Origin of the sequence: Streptomyces sp. NBC_00690, assembly GCF_036226685.1 — a bacterium.
Lineage (GTDB): Bacteria > Actinomycetota > Actinomycetes > Streptomycetales > Streptomycetaceae > Streptomyces.
In genome coordinates this window covers 4,393,105-4,414,304 of record NZ_CP109009.1, presented here as the reverse complement: position 1 = coordinate 4,414,304, position 21,200 = coordinate 4,393,105, and the positions used below count along the sequence as shown (strand labels likewise).

18 protein-coding genes are annotated in these 21,200 nt (G+C 67.9%); 6 read left to right on the top strand and 12 right to left on the bottom strand.

The window, feature by feature from the left end:
- Nucleotides 1-16 precede the first annotated feature (16 nt).
- The 3 genes from OID54_RS19360 to pknB all read left to right on the top strand — a co-directional run bounded on the left by OID54_RS19360 (nucleotide 17) and on the right by pknB (nucleotide 5,455).
- Nucleotides 17-1,426, top strand: coding sequence for an FtsW/RodA/SpoVE family cell cycle protein (locus OID54_RS19360; RefSeq protein WP_329021282.1), 1,410 nt, complete (start codon nucleotides 17-19; stop codon nucleotides 1,424-1,426).
- Nucleotides 1,423-2,877 (top strand): peptidoglycan D,D-transpeptidase FtsI family protein, encoded by a 1,455-nt coding sequence (locus OID54_RS19355; protein WP_329021281.1) that lies wholly within the window; start codon nucleotides 1,423-1,425, stop codon nucleotides 2,875-2,877. Before OID54_RS19360 ends, OID54_RS19355 begins: the two co-directional genes overlap by 4 nt.
- A 580-nt stretch (nucleotides 2,878-3,457) precedes the next feature.
- The gene (gene pknB / locus OID54_RS19350) at nucleotides 3,458-5,455 is read left to right on the top strand and encodes a Stk1 family PASTA domain-containing Ser/Thr kinase (RefSeq protein WP_329021280.1); all 1,998 of its coding nucleotides are present in this window, start codon (nucleotides 3,458-3,460) and stop codon (nucleotides 5,453-5,455) included.
- Nucleotides 5,456-5,702: 247 nt separating this feature from the next.
- Here pknB and OID54_RS19345 read toward each other — a convergent pair whose 3' ends face one another.
- The 5 genes from OID54_RS19345 to OID54_RS19325 form a co-directional block, all read right to left on the bottom strand.
- The gene (locus tag OID54_RS19345; protein WP_329021279.1) at nucleotides 5,703-6,383 is read right to left on the bottom strand and encodes a class E sortase; all 681 of its coding nucleotides are present in this window, start codon (nucleotides 6,381-6,383) and stop codon (nucleotides 5,703-5,705) included.
- A gap of 40 nt (nucleotides 6,384-6,423) precedes the next feature.
- Nucleotides 6,424-7,743: a class E sortase gene (locus OID54_RS19340; RefSeq protein ID WP_443055629.1), complete on the bottom strand. Its 1,320-nt coding sequence runs from the start codon at nucleotides 7,741-7,743 to the stop codon at nucleotides 6,424-6,426.
- Nucleotides 7,740-8,378 (bottom strand): aminodeoxychorismate/anthranilate synthase component II, encoded by a 639-nt coding sequence (locus OID54_RS19335; RefSeq protein WP_329021277.1) that lies wholly within the window; start codon nucleotides 8,376-8,378, stop codon nucleotides 7,740-7,742. Before OID54_RS19335 ends, OID54_RS19340 begins: the two co-directional genes overlap by 4 nt.
- Nucleotides 8,375-8,593 carry a hypothetical protein gene (locus OID54_RS19330; protein WP_329021275.1) on the bottom strand — a complete coding sequence of 73 codons (219 nt, stop codon included), beginning with the start codon at nucleotides 8,591-8,593 and terminating at the stop codon, nucleotides 8,375-8,377. The genes OID54_RS19335 and OID54_RS19330 overlap by 4 nt, the downstream gene beginning before the upstream one ends.
- A 196-nt stretch (nucleotides 8,594-8,789) precedes the next feature.
- Nucleotides 8,790-9,590, bottom strand: coding sequence for a DUF881 domain-containing protein (locus OID54_RS19325; RefSeq protein ID WP_443055628.1), 801 nt, complete (start codon nucleotides 9,588-9,590; stop codon nucleotides 8,790-8,792).
- 140 nt (nucleotides 9,591-9,730) lie between these two features.
- Here OID54_RS19325 and crgA point away from each other — a divergent pair, with 140 nt between their 5' ends.
- Nucleotides 9,731-9,988: a cell division protein CrgA gene (gene crgA, locus OID54_RS19320; protein ID WP_329021272.1), complete on the top strand. Its 258-nt coding sequence runs from the start codon at nucleotides 9,731-9,733 to the stop codon at nucleotides 9,986-9,988.
- 585 nt (nucleotides 9,989-10,573) lie between these two features.
- On the opposite strand, the gene OID54_RS19315 is transcribed toward crgA, so the two are convergent.
- A complete protein-coding gene (locus OID54_RS19315) occupies nucleotides 10,574-11,470 on the bottom strand; it encodes a rhomboid family intramembrane serine protease (protein WP_329021271.1) in 897 nt (298 codons plus the stop codon).
- Nucleotides 11,471-11,581: 111 nt separating this feature from the next.
- Nucleotides 11,582-12,112, bottom strand: a complete 531-nt coding sequence (locus tag OID54_RS19310; RefSeq protein ID WP_329021270.1) for a peptidylprolyl isomerase — start codon at nucleotides 12,110-12,112, stop codon at nucleotides 11,582-11,584.
- A 331-nt stretch (nucleotides 12,113-12,443) separates the two neighbouring features.
- Between OID54_RS19310 and OID54_RS19305 the strand changes: the two genes are divergently transcribed.
- Nucleotides 12,444-13,130: a DUF5324 family protein gene (locus OID54_RS19305; RefSeq protein ID WP_329021269.1), complete on the top strand. Its 687-nt coding sequence runs from the start codon at nucleotides 12,444-12,446 to the stop codon at nucleotides 13,128-13,130.
- A 43-nt stretch (nucleotides 13,131-13,173) separates the two neighbouring features.
- On the opposite strand, the gene OID54_RS19300 is transcribed toward OID54_RS19305, so the two are convergent.
- On the bottom strand, nucleotides 13,174-14,001 hold the full coding sequence (locus tag OID54_RS19300) for a DUF6344 domain-containing protein (RefSeq protein ID WP_329021268.1): 828 nt from the start codon (nucleotides 13,999-14,001) through the stop codon (nucleotides 13,174-13,176).
- A gap of 847 nt (nucleotides 14,002-14,848) precedes the next feature.
- Between OID54_RS19300 and OID54_RS19295 the strand changes: the two genes are divergently transcribed.
- Nucleotides 14,849-16,774, top strand: coding sequence for a protein-arginine deiminase domain-containing protein (locus OID54_RS19295; RefSeq protein WP_443055627.1), 1,926 nt, complete (start codon nucleotides 14,849-14,851; stop codon nucleotides 16,772-16,774).
- 81 nt (nucleotides 16,775-16,855) lie between these two features.
- Here OID54_RS19295 and OID54_RS19290 read toward each other — a convergent pair whose 3' ends face one another.
- The 4 genes from OID54_RS19290 to OID54_RS19275 form a co-directional block, all read right to left on the bottom strand.
- A complete protein-coding gene (locus tag OID54_RS19290) occupies nucleotides 16,856-17,842 on the bottom strand; it encodes an ABC transporter substrate-binding protein (protein WP_329021267.1) in 987 nt (328 codons plus the stop codon).
- A 61-nt stretch (nucleotides 17,843-17,903) separates the two neighbouring features.
- Nucleotides 17,904-18,872: an ABC transporter ATP-binding protein gene (locus OID54_RS19285; protein ID WP_329021266.1), complete on the bottom strand. Its 969-nt coding sequence runs from the start codon at nucleotides 18,870-18,872 to the stop codon at nucleotides 17,904-17,906.
- 3 nt (nucleotides 18,873-18,875) lie between these two features.
- A complete protein-coding gene (locus tag OID54_RS19280) occupies nucleotides 18,876-20,006 on the bottom strand; it encodes a FecCD family ABC transporter permease (RefSeq protein WP_329021265.1) in 1,131 nt (376 codons plus the stop codon).
- Nucleotides 20,003-21,079 (bottom strand): FecCD family ABC transporter permease, encoded by a 1,077-nt coding sequence (locus tag OID54_RS19275; RefSeq protein ID WP_329021264.1) that lies wholly within the window; start codon nucleotides 21,077-21,079, stop codon nucleotides 20,003-20,005. Before OID54_RS19275 ends, OID54_RS19280 begins: the two co-directional genes overlap by 4 nt.
- Nucleotides 21,080-21,200 lie beyond the last annotated feature (121 nt).

Here is a 21,200-nt window from a genome sequence, read left to right as displayed (position 1 = left end):
GGGGGCCCTCTCCACCATGAGCGTTGTGACCAACACCACCACGATCGGCGCGATCGACGCACCAAGTCGCCGCAACACCGAGTTGATGCTGCTCGGTTTCGCGGTCGCCGTCCCGGTGCTCGCGTACATCAATGTGGGGCTCGCCCTCGACGGCAAGCTGCCCGCCGGTGTCCTCGGCTACGGGCTGGGGCTCGGGCTGCTCGCGGCCGTGGCCCACCTGGTGGTGAGAAAGTTCGCCAAGTACGCCGATCCCCTGCTGCTGCCGCTCGCGGTGCTGCTCAACGGGCTCGGGCTGGTGATGATCTGGCGGCTCGACCAGTCGCCCCGGTTGATCCAGCGCGCGGAGGGCGCCTTCGGTTCCTTCACTCCGGACGCCCCCAAGCAGATGCTGTACTCGGCGATCGGCATCGCCCTCTTCGTGGGCGTCCTGCTGCTGTTGAAGGACCACCGCATCCTCCAGCGCTACACGTACATCTCCATGGCCCTGGCGCTGGTCCTCCTGGTCCTGCCGATGTTCTTCCCCGCCCGCAACGGCGCGAAGATCTGGATCAGCCTCGGTCCGATCAACATCCAGCCCGGCGAGTTCGCGAAGATCATCATCGCGATCTTCTTCTCCGGCTATCTGATGGTGAAGCGCGATGCGCTGGCCCTCGCTAGCCGTCGGGTGATGGGCCTGTACCTGCCGCGCGGGCGAGACCTCGGTCCGATCCTGATGGTCTGGGCGATGTCCATCCTGATCCTCGTCTTCGAGACGGACCTCGGTACCTCGCTGCTGTTCTTCGGCCTCTTCGTGATCATGCTGTACGTGGCCACCGAGCGGACCAGTTGGATCGTCTTCGGTCTGCTGATGTCCGCGGCCGGTGCGGTCGGCGTCGCCACCTTCGAACGCCACGTCCAACAGCGCGTCGAGTTCTGGCTGAACCCCTTCGCGGACAAGACCTGGGCACAGAGCGAGCAGATCGGCCAGGCCCTGATGTCCTTCGGCGCGGGCGGCACCCTGGGCACGGGCCTGGGGCAGGGCAACTCCGACCTGATCATGTTCGCCGCCAACTCCGACTTCATCCTCTCCAGCTTCGGCGAGGAGTTGGGGCTGGCCGGGATGATGGCATTCCTGATGATCTACGGGCTGATCGTGGAGCGCGGCGTGCGTACGGCACTCGCCGCCCGTGACCCCTTCGGCAAGCTGCTGGCGATCGGCCTCTCCGGAGCCTTCGCCATCCAGGTCTTCGTCGTCGCCGGTGGAGTGATGGGCCTGATCCCGCTGACCGGTATGACGATGCCGTTCGTCGCAGCAGGTGGTTCATCGGTGATCGCCAACTGGGCGCTGATCGCGATCCTGATCCGCATCAGCGACACCGCCCGCCGGCCAGCGCCCGCACCCGCCCCGTCCCCCGATGCCGAGATGACCCAGGTGGTCCGACCGTGAACAAGCCCCTGCGCCGGATCGCGATCTTCTGTGGACTGCTGATCCTCGCGCTGCTCGTGCGCACGAACTGGCTCCAGTTCGTCGAAGCGGAGGAACTGAACACCCACGACCGCAACCGCCGTGTCCTGATCGACCGGTACGCCAGCGAGCGCGGCAACATCATCGTCGACGGCAAGCCCATCACCGGCTCGGCGAAGACCGACGACACGGACTTCGCCTTCAAGCGGACCTACGTCAACGGCCCCATGTGGGCGCCGGTGACCGGGTACGCGTCACAGGCGTTCGGCGCCAACCAGATCGAGAACCTTGAGGACGGCATCCTCACGGGCAACTCCGACCAGCTCTTCTTCGACCGCACGATGGCCATGTTCACCGGCGACAAGAAGAAGGGCGGCAATGTGGTCACCACCCTCAACGGAGCCGCCCAGCAGGCAGCCTTCAAGGGCCTCGGCTCCAAGAAGGGCGCGGTCGCGGCGATCGACCCCAAGACCGGCAAGATCCTGGCACTCGCCTCCACCCCTTCGTACGACCCCTCGGCCTTCGCCGGTTACGGCGCGGCCGACGAGAAGGCGTGGAACGCGCTGGAGAAGGACAAGGACAAGCCCACGCTGAACCGCGCGCTGCGCGAGGTGTATCCGCCCGGCTCGACGTTCAAGGTGGTCACGGCCGCGGCGGCGCTGGAGCACGGTGTGGTCAAGGACATCGACGAGCCCACGGACACCCCCGAGCCGTGGAAGATCCCGCTCTCCACCCAGCCGATGAAGAACCACGCCAGCGGATGCGAGAACGCGACCCTGAACCGGGCCATGGAGGTCTCCTGCAACTCCGTCTTCGCCAAGCTCGGCGATGAGGTGTCGCGGGACAAGATGCTGGAGACGGCCTCGAAGTTCGGCTTCAACGCCGAGCACTTTGTACCGGTTCGCGCTTCGTCCTCCACCTATGACAAGAACATGGACCGGGGTGGCAACGCCCTGTCCTCCATCGGCCAGTTCAACACCACGGCCACTCCCCTCCAGATGGCCATGGTCACCGCGGCGATCGCGAACGACGGCAAGCTGATGAAGCCGTACATGATCGACCAGCTGGAGGCTCCCAACCTCGATGTGATCGAGAAGACCGAGCCGCAGGAGCTCAGCCGCCCCGTCTCCCAGGAGAACGCCCAATTGCTCCAGAAGATGATGGAGAACGTCGTCCAGAAGGGCACGGGCGGCAATGCGCAGATCAACGGGGTGACGGTCGGCGGCAAGACCGGTACGGCGGAGAACGGTTTCAACAACGAGGGCACGCCGTACGCCTGGTTCATCTCGTACGCGAAGACGGGTGACGGCTCTCCGGTGGCGGTCGCGGTCGTGGTCGAGGACAGCGACGCCCGCGGCGGTGACATCTCCGGTGGCGGACTGGCGGCACCGATCGCCAAGGCGGTCATGAAGGCGGTCCTCGACAAGAAGTGATCGACCGGGGGTGCCCGTGGTTCTCGTCCCTTGGCCAGGAGCGATCTTCGGCGGCAGAGCGAGAACCCGGGCCCCTTCCGTCGGGGCCCGAACAGATCGGCCGAACCGAGCTGCTCTCCGGGCCGGCTTCGATGCCGCTCTGATCCGACCGCCCGTCCTGGCCGTCCCGGAGGCATTCACCCCTCGATTCCGTGGGCTACGTCACAGACGTGATCACCCGTGGAGAGCGTTCCGGCTCGATTCGGCTCGTTTCGGAGGGCAGTTTTCCGGGTGATTCACCACGGTCGGATTCCGAAGGCCCTCCCGCAGTTCCCCCACTCCCGCGTACGAGTGGTGAAGTGCGGTCCGCCGTCATCATTCCTGGCAGCCCGCCCGAAAAGGTCGGTTCGATCGGCTGGAGCACCCGGTTCTCGACCAGGGATTCACCATGGCCCGGTCAGCCCTGGTGAGCTGCTCGCAGAGGGATTCGGAACTCGTATACCGGTCGGATATCGGCTACCCGGGAGGGCCGGGTTACATCCGACGCGACGGGTACCGTATCCCAGGCAGCCACAACTGGTTCAGGGAGAGGTTCACCGCTATGGAAGAGCCGCGTCGCCTCGGCGGCCGGTACGAGCTGGGCTCGGTGCTCGGCCGTGGTGGCATGGCCGAGGTCTACCTCGCCCACGACACTCGGCTCGGCCGCACCGTCGCTGTCAAGACGCTGCGGGCGGACCTCGCCCGCGATCCGTCTTTCCAGGCCCGGTTCCGCCGCGAGGCCCAGTCGGCCGCCTCACTCAACCACCCGGCGATCGTCGCTGTCTACGACACCGGCGAGGACTACGTCGACGGTGTCTCCATCCCCTACATCGTGATGGAGTACGTCGACGGCTCCACACTCAGGGAGTTGCTGCACTCAGGACGCAAGCTGCTGCCCGAGCGCACGCTGGAGATGACCATCGGCATCCTCCAGGCACTCGAATACTCCCACCGCAACAACATCGTGCACCGGGACATCAAGCCGGCGAACGTCATGCTGACGCGCACCGGTCAGGTGAAGGTGATGGACTTCGGCATCGCCCGCGCCATGGGCGACGCCGGGATGACGATGACGCAGACCTCGGCCGTCATCGGAACGGCCCAGTACCTCTCCCCCGAGCAGGCCAAGGGCGAACAGGTCGACGCCCGTTCCGACTTGTACTCGACGGGCTGCCTGCTCTATGAGCTGCTCACCGTGCGTCCGCCGTTCATCGGCGACTCGCCGGTGGCCGTCGCCTACCAGCACGTGCGCGAGGAGCCGCAGGCCCCCAGCTCCTTCGACCCCGAGATCACGCCCGAGATGGACGCGATCGTCTTGAAGGCCCTGGTCAAGGATCCTGACTACCGGTACCAGTCCGCCGATGAGATGCGCGCGGACATCGAGGCGTGCCTCGACGGCCAGCCGGTCGCCGCGACCGCCTCCCTGGGCGCGGTCGGCTACGGCGGCTACGGCTCCGACGACCAGGCCACCACGGCCATGCGTCACCAGGACCCGGCCGCCGCCCAGACATCGATGCTGCCTCCGATGAACCCGGACGACGGCGGCTACGGCAGCTACGACGACCGCAGGGGTGATCGTCGCCGCCAGCAGAAGAAGTCCAACATGTCGACGATCCTGCTGGTCGCGGCGGGCATCCTGGTGCTCATCGGCGCGGTGCTCATCGGCCGGTTCATCTTCGACGACGACAAGAAGGTCGGGGACATCGCGGTGCCGACCTTCGTCGGCAAGACGGTGGAAGAGGCCCAGGGCCTCGCGACCAATGCCCGCGTCAAGATCGCCCAGTCCGGTTCTCAGCGCTGTGACCAGCCCAAGGACACCATCTGCAGCCAGACCCCGGCCAGTGGACGGATGCAACAGGGCGAGACCGTCCAGTACGTCCTGTCCGAGGGTGCGCCCAAGGTCGAGGTGCCCGACGTGACCGAGAAGTCACAGGAGAGCGCCGAGGAACAGCTGGGGCGCAAGGGCTTCGTGGTCGACGTGAAGCGGGTCGAGTCCGACCAGGAGCCCGGCACGGTCATCAAGCAGGACCCCCCGGCCAACAGCATGGCCGAGCAGAAGTCCACGGTCACCATCACGGTCTCCAAGAGGGCGCAGGTGACGGTGCCTCCGCTGGTGGGGAACCAGTTGGCGAGCGCTCGACAGCAGCTCACCACCTTGAAGTTCCAGGTCCGTGAGCAGTACGTGGACTCGGACAAGCCGAAGGACGAGGTTCTGGAGCAGGATCCGCCCGGCGGCACCACGGCGGACCCGAACAGCACCGTGACGCTGAAGGTGTCCAAGGGCCCCGCACAGCAGAACACGCCGGTGCCGAACCTGTTCGGCCAGACGCTCGCCCAGGCCAAGGTCATCCTGGAGCAGTCGGGCTTCCAACTCGGCGACATCGACGGCTCCGACGACGACAACGCGATCGTCATCTCCCAGGACCCGCAGGGCGGCGCCCAGGGCACTCCCGAGCAGCGGGTGAACCTGAAGACCGCGGGCGGCGGGGGCGATGGGAACGGCGGCAGCGAGGGAGCCATCGAAGGACTGGTCGGCGGGGGCATCGGCCGCAGCGACTGATCCACCGGAAGACCTCAGGACCGCATCGATCGAACGGTCTCCGTAGCGCCGAAGTCCCGGCCCCTGTCATCTGGGGGTCGGGACTTCCGTCGTCGCAGGGCCGCCGTTGCCCATGCGATCGGGGTGCTCTTCTCCCGAGGGGGCGGACGGACGGACGTGTGCCCTTGCCCTGAACGGTCAGACGTCAGGCGGGTCGACGGTCCGGGGGCGGTGGCAAGGGCTGGCAGGTGGAGGAGGCGCGGATCGTTCAGCGCAGCTCAGCGGGCCGGGTCCGGTCGTTGTCGACCTTGACCTCACGCACCAGTTCGCCCCACACGATGTACCGGAAGTCCGAGGTGAAGACGGGTGTGCAGGTGGTGAGCGTGATGTAGCGGCCCGGCTTGGTCTTCCCGGATTCCTTGGGCACCGGCTGGAGCACGTCCACATTGAACTTCGACGTCTTCGGCAGCGTCTTGTAGACCTTGTAGACGTACCAGGTGTCCCGGGTCTCGAAGACGACCGGGTCGCCGACCTTCATCTTGTGGATGTTGTGGAACTTCGCCCCATGGCCGTCCCGGTGGGCGGCGAGAGTGAAGTTGCCCTTCGTATCCGCCGGCAGCGCGGACTTGATCGGCTTGGTGTAGTAGCCGGCGGTGCCGTCGTTCAGGTCCTTGGATTCGGTGCCCTTCTTGACCAGCACCTCACCGTTCTTCATGGCGGGAACGTGCAGGAAGCCTATGCCGCCCTTGGTGTCGAGGTCGCCGGGTCCACGACCCTTCGCCCAGTCGTCGCGGATCTCGTTGCCCTGGCGGGAGGACTCACGCTCGGCGAGGACGTTGGTCCACCACAGCGAGTAGACGACGAAGAGTCCCAGCACCACGCCCGCGGTGATCAGCAGTTCGCCGAATACGCTGACGACACCGGCGATCCGGCTGCGAGCACGTGACACTGCTTCTCTTCCCGTCTGGCTGACTGGACACCTGGAGTCCCTAGCCTACGAGCGCGTCCGGCTTGCCCTTGCTGCGAGGTCGTTCCTCGACCATCTTGCCCCATACGATCATTCGGAAAGTACTCGTGAACTCCGGTGTACATGTGGTGAGCGTGATGTATCGCCCAGGTCCGGAGAAACCGGACCCCGGGGGTACGGGCCCGATCACGCTGACGTTGGACGGCGGCGTCTGCGGCAGGATGCTCGCCATCTCGTAGGTGTAGTAGGCGTCCTGCGTCTCGACCACGATGGGATCGCCCGGCTTCAGCCGGTTGACGTAGCGGAACGGCTCACCGTGGGTGTTGCGGTGGCCCGCGACGGCGAAGTTGCCCGTACGGGCCGACGGCAGCGCCGTCTTCAGCCCGCCCTCGTTGTAGTGGCCGACCATGCCCCGGTCGAGCACCTTCTCCTTGTCGATGCCGGCCGCCACCGGAACGACCACGTCCAGCTTGGGGATGTGCATGATGGCGAAGCCCTGACCCGGCTGGAAGGCATCGGGTTTGCGTCCCTCGGCCCAAGCGTCCTGGATCTTGCTCGTCTCGCGGTCGACTTCCTGACCGGCTCGGATGTTGGTCCACCAGAGCTGGTACGTAACGAAGAGCAGCATCAGCACGCCGAAGGTGATGAACAGCTCCCCAATGGCCCGGCTGGCGATCACGGCCGGGCTGTCCTTCGCCTCTCGTGCCGCACGACGGGCCTCGACACGGGTCATGGGACGACCGGGAGGCCCGGAGGCGGAGGCGCTCGCGGCTGGCGCTCCCGGGGGCGGAGCGGCCCGTTTGCGACCGCGGGACTTGGCGGCCCTCCTACGCTCGGCGCGGCCGGGCCCTGGAGGGCGTTCGGCCCCCGGGGCAGCCGTACCGGGCCGTGCGCCACCCGGGCCGTTGAAGTCGATGACGGGCATGGGGGCCGTGACCGGTTCCGCGGAGGACACCGGGCGGGCGCCGGGCGTACGGGGGAAGGCGGTCGTCGCGTCCATCGGTCCCACCGGCCGATGGCCCTGCGGAGCCCGTCCGCCCCGGGGTCGAGGGCCGCCGGCCGGCGCCGATCCTGGCAGCCCCGTGCCCGCTCGTCCATCGGCGGGCCCGGGCCGCCCTCCGGGTCCGGCCGGCCGTGTTGGTGGTTGCGGACGGTCGGACCAACCCTGTTGGTAGTTCTCCGTGTAGGCCCTGGCCCCTGGGGAGGGCTCTCCCGGATGTCCGTACTCCGCCCGCCCCGGCGGCTGCGACCCGTGGACCGGCCGCCCCCGCGGCCACGGCTCCACGGGGGGTTCCGGGTCCGCCAGGGGGTCGTACTCATCCCCGGGACGCCGGGCGGTCACGCCAGGGCCTTGCCCACCACTGGCGCGAGCCCTGCCGAACGGCCGACCGCCCCTGTGTCGCCGCACTGTTCCAGCCAGTTCGCGAGCATCAGATGGCCGTGCTCGGTGAGCACCGACTCCGGATGGAACTGCACTCCCTCGACGGGCAGTTCACGGTGGCGCAGCCCCATGATGATCCCGTCGGCGGTGTGTGCGGTGACCTCCAACTCGGCGGGCAGTTCCTTCGGCTCCGCGGCGAGCGAGTGGTAGCGGGTCGCGATGAACGGCGAGGGCAGCCCCGCGAACACGCCCTTGCCTCCATGGGTGACCAGGGAGGTCTTGCCGTGCAGCAACTCGGGCGCACGGTCCACGACCCCTCCGTACGCCACGGCCATCGACTGCATCCCCAGACAGACCCCGAACACGGGCACTCCGGTGGTGGCGCAGTGGCGCACCATCTCGATGCAGACACCCGCCTGCTCGGGGGCGCCGGGGCCGGGGGACAGGAGTACGCCGTCGAAGCCGTCCTGGGCGTGTGCGAGCTCGACCTCGTCGTTCCGTACGACCTCGCACTCGGCTCCGAGTTGGTAGAGGTACTGGACGAGGTTGAAGACGAAGCTGTCGTAGTTGTCGACGACCAGAATGCGTGCACTCACCGGGCCGCTCCCTCTCTTGCCGCCGTGTCCACTGCCGCTCCCGCTCCGTCGACCGTCACATCGTTGAAGGGAAGCAGCGGCTCCGCCCAGGGGAAGACGTACTGGAACAGCACATAGACGGCCATCAGGACCAGCGCGAGCGAGAGAAGCGCCCGCAACCACGCATTGCCCGGCAGATGCCGCCAGATCCAGCCGTACATGCCGTCCCTTTCCATTCGGTGCCCGCTCCAGACTAAAGGGCGGCAGGGGCCAGTGGGTCGGCTGCGCGAAGCTTGCGACCAGCGGTCCGTCACGGTCTGGGTGGTGCGCGCTCGTCCCGCGCCCAGGGCGGGGGCGCAGTTCAGGGTCGGTCGGAGCTCGAAATCCCGTCCCACCGCCGGGAGAATCGTTCCGTCCGAGCGGCGTCGGCTGCTACTCCGCGAGCTTCGCGTGGTGGAGGTCCACGGTGCCCGAGTAGCCGGGCAGGGTGACCGCCTTGCGCTCGTCGACCTTCCAGCCGAGGCCGTACGCCTTCACGTAAAGCTGGTAGTTCTGGAGCGCAGGGGACGCGTCCAGCGCCTTGCGTAGCCCGTCCTGGTCCCCGACGGCCGTGATCTTGTACGGCGGCGAGTAGACCCGGCCCTGGAGGATGAGGGTGTTGCCCACGCAGCGCACCGCGCTGGTGGAGATCAATCGCTGGTCCATGACCTGGATGCCCTTCGCGCCGCCCTGCCATAGGGCGTTCACCACGGCTTGCAGGTCCTGTTGGTGGATGACCAGGTCGTTGGCCTGCGGCTCGGGGTATCCGGGCGCGGCCTGGGCACCGGGGGGAGCGTCGTTCAAGGTGACGGTCAGTGCGCTGCCATCGACCTTCTGGGTCCCCGCGGCCCGCTCCAGGGCGCCGAGCCGCTTGTCCTCGGCATCGGTGAGATCGTGCTGGCGCTCGGCGAGACCGTCGACGTCGTGGCGCAGCGCGGCCGTGGACTCGTCCAGGTCGCCGTTGCGGGCGCTGCGCTCGCGGATGAGATCGGAGAGCTTCAGCAGCGAATCGTCGGTGCGGAGATTGGTGCCCTTGGCGGTGTTGAAGCTGGTCACGAAGATCACTCCGGCCAGGGCGAAGACGGCAGCGGTCAGCACCCGGCCCGTGCGCCGTTTCAGCGCGCGGACCGTCTCATGGCCATGACCAGCCCGGCTGTCTTCCGGCCCGTGCCGGGAGTCGGCAGAATTGCTCAACGTACCCTTATCTCCTCAGGCGCCGCGGAAGCACTACGCTAACGGACGCCCGGGGGAGGCAGTGATCCCCGTCGCTCCAGCCCCGGCGCCAGCCAAAGTTATCTGCGCGGTCACGCAGCGCATCGACAGGAGAGTCCCTCGTGCCGAAGTCACGTATCCGCAAGAAGTCGGAGTTCACGCCGCCCACGGCGACGAAGCAGGCGACCAGCATCAAGCTGACGAACCGGAGCTGGGTTGCTCCGATCATGCTGGCGCTGTTCCTGATCGGCCTCGCTTGGATCGTCATTTTCTATGTGACCGAGAGCAGGCTGCCGATCGAGTCCATCCACAACTGGAACATCGTCGTGGGCTTCGGCTTCATCGCCGCGGGCTTCGGCGTCTCCACTCAGTGGAAGTAGCTCCACGGAAGTCGCGTCACGGTGGGAGCACACGCGTGAGCGGGGCTGATGCCTGCGCGAGCGCCCTTGTGCGTGTTCGCGCCGTTTCGCTCGTCCGGCGGGCACGAAGGAGTGCCCCTCGGCGGCCCGTGAACGTCCGCGCGGACGGATTCCGCTCGGAGCCGTGTCCACAGGGCGTCTTCTCCCGTTAGGCGGCTGGGCAGCCCTTGGCGGCCGGGTTTCTCGACAGGTCCGAACGTCTGAACCTGTGAGGTATCCGCGTCGTGCGTCTTGAGCCGCCCGCGGCCTCTTCGTCATGCCCTGAAGCGGGTGGTGCGGTGGCCGCTCAGTGCCGTTGGCCCTTTGTCGTCGAGCTCTACCCCCAAGTTATCCACAGAGTTGTCCACAGTGGGGAAAAGGTCAGACGATCTGTGGATAACCTTCAATGTGTTGACGCCGGTGTGACTGCCGTGTGACCGACTGGGTCATCCTGGTGACGCCTCGGGACCCTTGTCCCTACTGGGGAAACACATCTGCGCGGGCGAGCGGCCGGCCCTGCCCGACCCCCTGCGCAGGATCGGGCACACACTGTGGACAACCGGTGGATCAGATGAGCGCAGCGGTCCTGCCGACCACGGTCACCACGAGCAGCAAGAGCACTGATGCACAGGTGGCCAGCTGGACCAGGGTGCGCCGATCCCTCGGTGCGTAGACCAGTCCGAGCGTGATCAGGACACCCGCGACCAGGCCGCCGATGTGCCCCTCCCAGGAGATGTCGGGCCGGGTGAAGGTCAGCACCAGGCTCACGGCCAGGATGATCAGGACCGGCCGCATATCGAGGTTCGTGCGACGCGCCAGGACGGCGAAGGCACCCATCAGACCGAAGATGGCACCGGACGCACCCAGCGAGGGCTGGTTGGGAGCCGCCAGCAGATAGGCGAGGGCGCTTCCTCCCAGGCCGGACAGCAGATAGACGGCGATGAACCGGCTCCGCCCGAGGGCCGGCTCCACGATCCGGCCGAGGAACCACAGCCCCAGCATGTTGAAGAGGATGTGCGGGAGCTCCTGGTGCAGGAAGACCGCGGTGATCAAGCGGTACCACTGGCCGTCCGCGACACCGACGACCTCACCGAGCTGGGGGCTGAAGGCCAGTCCGATCAGCTCGGTCTCGGCGAGGAAGCGCTCGCCGAGGGCCAGCACCAGCACGAAGACGGCGACGTTGATCCCGATCAGCACCTTGGTGACCAAGAACGAGTCCTCGGCGATGCTGCCGCCCGCTATGGTGCGCGGACGATTGGCGTCCGGCGCGTGTCCCGTACCGGAGCCGGTGCGCACACAGTCGGGGCAATGGAACCCCACCGAGGCGCTGATCATGCAGTCCGGGCAGATGGGACGCTCGCAGCGGGTGCAGCTGATGCCCGTCTCACGGTCCGGGTGCCGGTAGCAGGTGGGCAGGCTCGGACTGCCCTGTGGCCGCTGCGGACTGCCTGGCGCCTGGTCCATGAGATCCCTCAATCCTCCCGAAGCAACACACCGCCCCGTCCATCCAGACGGATGGGCGGGGCGGAATTGTTCCCCAGATCACCGGGAACACGTCCGACCGGGTCGCGGTGCTCAGCCGCGCTTGTCGATGACGACGGACTCGATCACCGCATCGCTGGTCGGGCGATCGGAGCGCGGATCGGTCTCGGTGGTCGCGATCAGGTCCACGACCTTCTTGCTGGCCGCATTGGTGACCTCACCGAAGATGGTGTGCTTGCGGTTCAGCAGGGCTGCGGGCACCACGGTGATGAAGAACTGCGAGCCGTTCGTCGCCGGGCCGGCGTTCGCCATGGCCAGCAGGTACGGCTTGTCGAAGACCAGCTCCGGATGGAACTCGTCCGCGAACTCGTAGCCCGGGCCGCCCATGCCGTTGCCCAGGGGATCTCCGCCCTGGATCATGAAGTCCCGGATGACGCGGTGGAAGATGGTGCCGTCGTACAGCGGGGTCTTCGTCTTCTCGCCGGTCGTCGGATTCGTCCACTCACGGGTACCGCTGGCGAGCTCGACGAAGTTTTTCACCGTCTTGGGTGCGTGGTTCGGCAGGAGCCTGATCTCGATGTCGCCGTGGTTGGTCTTCAGGGTGGCGAAAAGCTGCTCGGCCACGGTCACGTCCTTCGTCGATGAAGCTCGATGCGGCCTCGATCCTCGCACGAAGCGGACGCGCTCGGCCAAGTCCCGGGGTGTCCGTGCCACCCGAGCCGCCGACGCCCGGGCCGTCCCGTCCCAGCAGGGAAATGTGCGCACCCCGGATGGGCACCGAGGTCCCCGGGTAGGGGTGGGAGACATCGCTCCACCGCCCGGATTGACCCGGATGCCCGCCCCGCATGCCGGGACGCCGGTCAGCAGGCATGATTTCGGAACAGGCGGAAAGGCGAGAAATGCCGCGCTGGGGACTGCCCCAGGGCTAGGAACGCCACCGAGGAGGAGGATTCCCGTGACCCGCATGGACAGCGTGCGCGCCGCGACCGATTCGGCGAGGGAGAGCGTGCTGCACGCCGCGGAAGTGGTGGCGCCATACGCCGGAACGGCCAAAGACCAGGCTGCGCTCTACGCACACGAAACTCGCGTACGGATCGCACCCAAGGTCAACAAGGCCGCGAAGCAGGCCCGCTACCAGGCCCGTACTCAGTACGACGCACTCGTCGCACCGCATGTGCCGCCGAAGGTCGACGAGGCTGCACACCGAGCCGCACTGCAGACCCGGAAGGCCGCTCGTCAGGCGGCGGAATACACCAAGCCGCGCATCGAGCACGCGGTTGCAGCCGCAGGTCCCGTACGGGAAGAGGCTGCATCTCGCTCCGCTGCCGCGCTGGCCGCGCTACGCGGACAGGTGACGGCGAAGGAAGTTCATCGGCTGATCAGAAAGCACGAGCGACGTTCGAAGGCTGCACGCTTCGGCAAGGGGCTGGCGATCGTCGGAGTGGTCGCAGGGGGCGCCTTCGCCCTCTGGAAGTGGTGGGACCGGCAGGCCAATCCCGATTGGCTGGTGGAGCCGCCCGCGGCGACCGAGGTCTCGGAGCGCGATCCGCTGGCTGCCGTCGACGGCAGCCCGGAGGCGCTGGATCCCGAGGTCCAGGCGAAGCAGGACGAGGCGGAGGCCAAGGGCCAGGACGAACGCTGACCGCCGTGTGAGGTGCCGGGAGGGCAGAAGTTCTCCCGGTGCCTCATGCTGCCTTCAAGACGCTCGATGTGCCCGGGTCGTCCTCGTCGGTGCCTGCCTCGGCGTTCGGGGCACGGAACCGGTCCAACTCCAGGACCCTCTCCCGGCGCACGGACGCACGGTCCGAGCACTGGTCGATGCCACGGACGCGATCCGGACGAAGGGTGCCCCCGTGCGTCGAGTCCATGGCGCGGTGGCCGTTCTGGTCGAGCCAGTCGCCACAGCGGGCAGCGGGCGCGACGGCGGGTGACGGCTCGGCGGGCGAGGTCGCATCGATCGTCAGGGGTGCATCAGCGCCGACGCCAGTCGCCGGGTGGACACCGACACTGGCCGGGGCAGGGGCAGGGGCAGCGGAGGTCGAGCGGGGGGTGGCACCCGCATCGACGGCCGATCGGGCGTCGGCACCACGGCTGAGCCAGCGGGCCCTACCGAGGCCGAACAGCGAACCCAACCGGGATCCGGAGGTCGTCGCTGCGTCGGACTCCGCTTCGAGTACGGGCAGTTTGCGCACCGACGGGGACGAGCCGTGGGCTTCGGCTCTGATGCGCTGCTTGATGGTCGGCGGGAGCGACCGTTCGCGCACCGCCGGGCGCCAGCACCTCCGCTGGGCCGGGACCAGTGCCCGTGCGGCTTCGGTTTTGGTTCTGGTGCCGACAACGGCGGCGCTGTCGTCGGGGCGCTCCTGCTGCGGGAGCACCGGCAGCGCGGACGGCCGGGCGGTCGGCAGTACGGCGGCGGGGGCGTGCTTCTTGGTGAGTCCGATCGACGCGAGCAGCGCGAAGAATGCAGTGATGAAGGTGGTCCACAGATCTCTGACCTTGACGACGGCCATGATCCCTCACTTCCCATATTTCGTGTTGGGCGATCTACTACCTTCCTTATGATGTGTACGCATCCCGAGTTGCGAAGGACCGACGCAGCCGCTACGCAGTTCTTCTGATGAACACCACCCGGTCGGCTCAATCGAGGCCCGGGGACGGCCGCCGAGAACGGCGAATGACCGTGCGTCAGCCGAAAGCACCCACCGTCAGAAAGCACCGAGAGTAGTTGTCTTGCGATCGCCGGAACCGCTCTGGGAATGAGGGCTCCAGGCCATCTCTCCAGGGCTCTCCGGGGCACGGAGCACGGCCGTCCTCGCGTATCGCGCCCTGTCTCCGGGGCATAGCTGATCACTTTCGGTCATCCCCCGGACCGCTGCCATAGGGCCGCGCGGTACGCAACCGGAGCGAGCGCATGAAGTCCTGACTGCCTTCCGGGATCGCATCGCTCCCCTGAGCTCGATGGGCTCCGTGAGCGGCTCCGTACGGCCGAACTAGACCGGTTCGGGGTAATACCACCGACCACGACCGGAATGCCTTCTGGAATTCGACGGGTTCTCGGAAGGAACCGAGCCCGATCCCAGCGATCCCGTGCCGCCCCCGTCCGTCCGACCGATGGGCGCGCACCCGACCCGACCGATGCGTGCCCACCCGGAGAGCCGATCGCGGCATTTATCGGCGTCATTCTCAGGGTGCGGCTTTGCTCATTCTTCAGAGGTATTGGAAGTCATTCCCCGGTTGTACTCGCCATGCGCTATCAAGTCAGTTGCCAGAAATTCGGACAGCTGTCGGAACCGGCTCAACCCTGCGACTCCTCACAAGCTCCTCCTGGTCGAAAGGCAAGCGATCGAGGAGGAACCCTTGGGTATCCAAGGCTGGAGAACTGCCGCAGCGGTCACCGGTATTGCCGGTGTCCTCATCGGCACGGCCGTCATACCGGCCGTTGCTGCACCGACCGCCGCACCGAAAACGGATCTGCGAGCGGACGTCAACCGTGACGGCAACGTCGACACCACCGGAACGACCGACACCGCGGGCGAGGACGGCTGGACCCGCCACCGGGGCGCGGTGGTGCTGCCCAACATCGACGACGACACCAAGCGCTGTCCGATCCGCAACGCCGCGGGCAAGCCGCTGACGGACGCCCAGCTCGCCGCCTGCCACGATGCGGCGGACACCGTGCTGAACGGCGCGAGCGACGCCGCTGACCTGGCCCGGTTGAAGACCGTGCCGGCCCCTGACGTCTCCCGTCAGGCCACCGGCGCGGTCACGATCGTGGGCGGGGGCAAGGCCAGGCTGTTCGTCAACCGTGGCGGGAAGTGGCAGCACTTCAAGCCGTCCGACCGGCTCACTTCGGCGGAACTTCGCTCCGGCGTCGAGCTGGGCATCGAGGCGACCGACGTGGTGCGGGACGCCAAGGTGTGGGACGGCAAGGTCCGCGTCCGACTGAGCATCACCGACGGCACCACCACCGCTTCGGACGAGGTCCTGCTGAAGACCGCGCCCGTACTGACCCACCATCACCTCCAGAAGGCACAGGAGGTCCTGGTCACCAAGATCGGCCCGGACGTCACCTACCCGGAGCTGGTTGCCGAGCAGCACAAGTTCGTCGCGAACCTGGAGCGCGAGGTCAAGGCGGCGGGCATCACCAAGCCGGTGAAGAAGTTCACCAAGTACGGCGACCCGTGGGCACAGGACTTCGTCGAGCCCGGCTACGTCAGCATGACCGGCCCGGGCGGCAAGACCCACGCCATGCGGGTGCTGATCCGCTCCGCCCAACTGGACCGGGAGGCCGGACGCGAGCTGTTCGAGAAGCTGCGCGGCAGGGACGTCGGTGTGGTGCAGGTCGCCGACGCGCTGAGCAGCGAGGAATGGACGCTGAACTCCATGGGCAACCTGGAGACCGTTCCGCCCTACGCCCACCAGGGCAAGGAGTACCCGGCCGGCCGGATCATCATGGGGCACCGACCCGACTCCAAGTCGCTGCCCGCGAAGTCGATGCGGACCTTCCTCGCCTCGCAGGGCATGCAGTCGCCGCTGCTCCTCGACACCTCCTGGCTCGCGGTCGGCCACGTGGACGAGTTCGTGCAGTTCCTGCCAGCGAAGACGGCGCGCGGCTGGCGGATCGGCATCACGGACCCCCAGGCCGGGGTGGCTCTGCTGAAGAAGGCCAAGGCCGATGGCCACGGCAAGAAGAAGATGTTCTCGGTGCCCGGGAAGTTCGGTTCGCCCGCGCCCCCGGAGACCATCGCACAGGTGCTCGCCAGCAAGACCTTCCAGGCGGACAACAAGCTGGCCAGCGAGCGCATCGAGGCCAATCTGCGGACGCTGAAGGCCGAGACGGGTGTCACTGACGCCGAGGTCGTACGGGTGCCCGGCCTGTACTACCGCGGCTCGCTGGACGGCACGACCGCCGCGGGGCAGCGGGACAGGAAGCTCCAGCGGCTCGGCGGCGACTACTTCAGCAAGTCCAAGATGGGGCCGCAGGCCAAGCAGTCGGCCGCGGCCAAGGCGGCGCCGGGGGTCTGGCAGAACCTGGCCTATGTGCCGGGCGCGGTCAACGGCGTGGTCCTGAGCGACTCCCGCTATCTGTCGGCCAAGCAGTGGGGGCCGGTGATCGGCGGGAAGGACATCTTCGGCACGGCGGTCTCCGCCGCCTATGCGAAGGCTGGCTTCACGACGGCGTACATCGATGACTGGTACACGTACCACATGGGCGCCGGTGAGGTGCACTGTGGCACCAACACGCTGCGGGACATGTCCCGGGCCTGGTGGAAGCGTCCCTGACGCAGCCGCTCGCCCGGCTCCGAGGAATGTCGAGGCCCCCGCACCCGAAGGTGCGGGGGCCTCGGCCCGTAGCGGAACAGGTCACTTGGTGAGGGCGGCCTGGAGTTCGTCGAGGATCTTGTCGGCGCCGCTGTATCCGATGCCCTGGATCCACAGCTCGTCCTGGACGGAGAAGACCTTGCCGGCCTTCACCGCTGCGAGGTTCTTCCAGACCGGCCCGCCGAGCACCTCGGTCGCCTTGGCCTTCTTCGGGTCACCGATCGTGGAGTGGAAGATGACATCGGCATCGGCCATGTTGATCTTCTCGGGGCTCACATTGAGCATGAAGCCGTCCTCGGCCTTGTCGGTGACGGCCGGGCGACCGAGACCGACATCGGCGAGAACCGTACCGATGTAGTTCTCCTTGCCGTAGATGCGGATGTCCGCACCCTCGACGAAGCGAACCATGTTGACCTCGGTGGCGGCGGCCTTCTCCTTGCCGCCCAGCGCCTTGGTGACCTCGGCGACGTGGGCGGTGTAGTCCGCCACCGTCTTCTTCGCCTCGTCCTGCTTGTTCAGCGCCTCCGCGTGCACCAGGAAGTTCTCCTTCCAGGGCAGGCCGGTGCTCTCCGTCATCACGGTCGGTGCGATCTTCTTCAACTCGGCGTACTTGTCACCGTGGCGGAGCTTGCTGGTGAGGATCAGATCGGGCTTGAGCGCGGCGATGGCCTCCAGGTTGGGGGTCGTCATCTCGCCGACGAGCTTGACGTCCTTCAGCTGGTCAGCGGGCAGGTGGGCGGGGAAGCCGGTGGCCGAGTCCGTACGGGTGGTCCCGACAGGCTTCACCCCGAGGGTCATGACGGAGTCGAGCTCCGCGGTGTCCAAAACGACGACCCGCTGCGGCTCGGCAATGACCTGCACATCGCCCATGACCGTCTTCAGGGTGCGCTTCTCCGCGGCCTTGGCGTCCTTCTTCTCCTTGGTGGTGCCCGAGTCGGAGTCGGAGCCGCAGGCGGTGAGGGCGAGGGCGCCCGCGACCACGGTGGCCAGGGCGGCGGCGCGACGGCGCCGAAGGGAGTTGCTGATCATGGCCTTGCTTTCGGTTCGGGTGACAGAGGGTTGACGAGGGAGCAGCAGGGCTGACGGCGAGTCAGCCGGCGTCGGGATGCCGGGGTCGATCGGATCGAGGAGGCGCCTCTGACACCGGGGCGGGAACCGGGGCGAGGTCTCGGTCCGTTTGCGTACCGGCTCGGGCGCTGCGACGGCGCGGCGGTCCCGGCACCACCAGGGGCGAGCCGGTCACCGGGTCCGGCACCACAACCGCCTCCAGGCCGAAGACCTCCCGGACGAGGTCGGCGGTGACCACGTCGGACGGGGGTCCTTCGGCGACGATCCGGCCTGCCTTCATCGCCACGAGGTGGTCCGCGTAGCGGGCGGCCTGGTTGAGGTCATGGAGTACGGCCACGACGGTTCGCCCGCGTTCGTCGTTGAGTTGGCGCACCAGATCCAGCACCTCCACCTGGTGGGCGATGTCCAGGAAGGTCGTCGGCTCGTCCAGGAGCAGGAGTTCCGTCTCCTGGGCCAGGGCCATGGCGATCCAGACCCGCTGGCGCTGGCCGCCGGAGAGTTCGTCCACCGACCGGTCGGCCAGTTCGGTGACCGATGTGCGGTCCATGGCATCGGTGACGGCTCGCTCGTCCTCCTGGGACCACTGCTGCCACCAGTGCTGATGGGGTTGGCGACCGCGGGAGACCAGATCCGCGACGGTGATGGACTCCGGCGCGACGGGCGTCTGGGGGAGCAGTCCGATCGCCTGGGCGACCTTTCTGCTCGGGATGCGGGACAGTTCGCGACCGTCGAGGAGCACCGAGCCGCCGGCGGGCTTGAGCAGTCGGCCCAGCGCGCGCAGGGTTGTCGACTTGCCGCAGGCGTTGGGGCCGACGATCACGGTGACCCGACCGTCGGGAACGTCGAAGTCGAGCCCTTCGACGACGGTGCGGTCGTCGTAGGAGAGCGTCAGCCGGCGGGTGCTGAGCCTGCTGTCCTTCGACGCCTTCGCATCGAGGTCCGCACCACCCGGGCGGGCGCTCGCCGTGACGGGGGAACCGGTGCTGCCCATGCCCTACGCCTTTCCTGCCGCGGTACGCCCGCGAATGATCAGCCAGATCAGATACGGCGCGCCAACCGCTGCCGTGAGCACTCCCACCGGGAGCTCGGTGGGGGAGAACAACCGACGCGCGGCGAGGTCCGCGAGGACCACGACCAGCGCGCCGATCAGCGCCGAGCAGAGCAGCGGGATCTGTGCGGTGCGCGTCAACCGTCGGGCGGTCTGCGGGGCGAGGAGCGCCACAAAGTCCACCGGGCCCGCCGCACCCGTCGCCACCGAGGCCAGCAGCACTCCGACCGTGACCAGACCGAGTCGCACCCGTCCCAGCCGTACGCCGAGCGCGGTGGAGGTGCCGTCGTCGAGCGATACGGTCCGCTGTGCTCGGGCGGCCCAGAGCACGGCGGGGATGAGGGCGAGCAGCACCCAGGCGAGGGGTTGCACCTCTTCCCAGCCGCGGCCGTTGAGCGAGCCGGTCATCCAGATCTGGGCCTGCTGGGCGACGTGCTGGTCGGCCTTGGTCATGGCGAGTTGGGTGATGGAGCGCAGGGCCACCCCGATGCCGATGCCGATGAGCACAAAGCGGATGGCGTTGAGTCCGCCGCGCCAGGCGAAGAAGTACACGAGTACGGCCGCCGCCAGTCCACCCGCGACGGAGAAGTAGGGCAGCACGGTGTACGAGGTGACCCCGAAGGTCAGTCCGACGACGGTGACCGCGGTGGCGCCCTGGCTGATGCCGATGATGTCGGGGCTGGCGAGCGGGTTGCGGGCGACGGTCTGGATGAGCGCGCCGGCGATGCCGAACGCGGCGCCGATCAAGAGCCCGACGACGAGTCGGGGCAACCGAAGCGTGCCCACGACGAGTTCGTCGGGGGACGGCTGGCCGAGGAGTACGCGCAGGACTTCGGCCGGTGCGACGGTGCTCTCGCCCAGGGAGAGGTAGCAGACGCAGGCGGCGGCGAGCAGTAGGGCGAGGACGGTCGCGGTGATGACCGAGCGCCGGTGGATCAGGAAGGAGGCTCGGTGGCCGATGCGTACGAGGCTGTAGCCGGCCGGACGGACTCCCGACTTGCGAGAGGGGGACGTGAATGCCGGGTCCGGGTGGTCGGGTGCCCGGTGCGGCGGCGACTGGGTGGGGGAGATGCTCATGCCGGCACCTCCTTGCGCCGGACCAGGACCACGAGGAACGGCACGCCGATGAGGGCGGTCATGACTCCGGCGGGTATCTCTCCCGGCGGGAAAACGATTCTTCCCACCACGTCGGACGCCAGCAGCATCACGGGCCCGATCAGCGCCCCCAGCAGCATCACCCGGCCGTGGGAGGAGCCCACGAGCCGACGGGCCATGTGGGGTACGGCCAGTCCGATGAAGGCGAGCGGCCCGGCGACGGCCACCGCGGCCCCCGCCAGCAGGGTCGCGCCGACGCCGCCCACGATCCGTACGGCGGCGACATTCCGGCCGAGCCCCTTGGCCATGTCCTCACCGAGGGCAAGAGCGTCCAGCCCCCGGGCGACGGAGACCACCAACACCGCACCCACCAGCAGGAACGGCCAGATGCGGTGGATCACTTCGGCGTCCCGGCCGGCGATGCCGCCCACCTGCCAGAAGCGGAACTCGTCCAGGGTGGCGACCCGGGTGCTCAGCACCCCCATGGTCACGGACGCCAGCAGGGCACTGATCGCCGCACCTGCGAGCGCCAGTTTCACCGGGCTGGCCCCGCCTCGACTGCTGTGGGCGACGGCGTACACCGCCACGGTGGCCAGCGCCGCGCCCACCAGGGCGAACCAGACGTATCCCAGGATGGTGTGGATGCCGGCGAAGGTGATCGCGAAGACCACGCCCGCGGCGGCTCCCTGGCTGATGCCCAGGATGCTGGGGTCGGCTATGGGATTGCGGGTCAGTCCTTGGAGGACGGTGCCCGAGAGCGCGAACGCGGCACCGACCAGGACGCCGATGATCGTCCGCGGTATGCGCAGGTCCCGGACGACCTCGCCGTCCTCACCGCCACCGCCTTGGAAGAGTGCTTCGAAGACCACCATCGGGGAGATGTGACGGGCGCCGACGGCAAGGCTCAGCAGCACCGCGGCGCAGAGCGCGGCCAATGCCGCCAGGAGGACAACGGCCGTCACCGCACGGCTGCGCGTCGATTCCGGTCCGGCCGGTGCGGAGGATTCCTCACCGGTGGGCGCGGTACCGACCAGAAGCGGTACTGGGGCTGGCATCTGACACTCAATCGGACGGTGCGGCCGTCGACGCCCGGTGCCCAGGGGCGGTTTCCGGACGCCCGAACCAGCGCGCAAGGTTTGGTTAGGCTTGGCTAACCATAAACGTCCCATCGCAGGT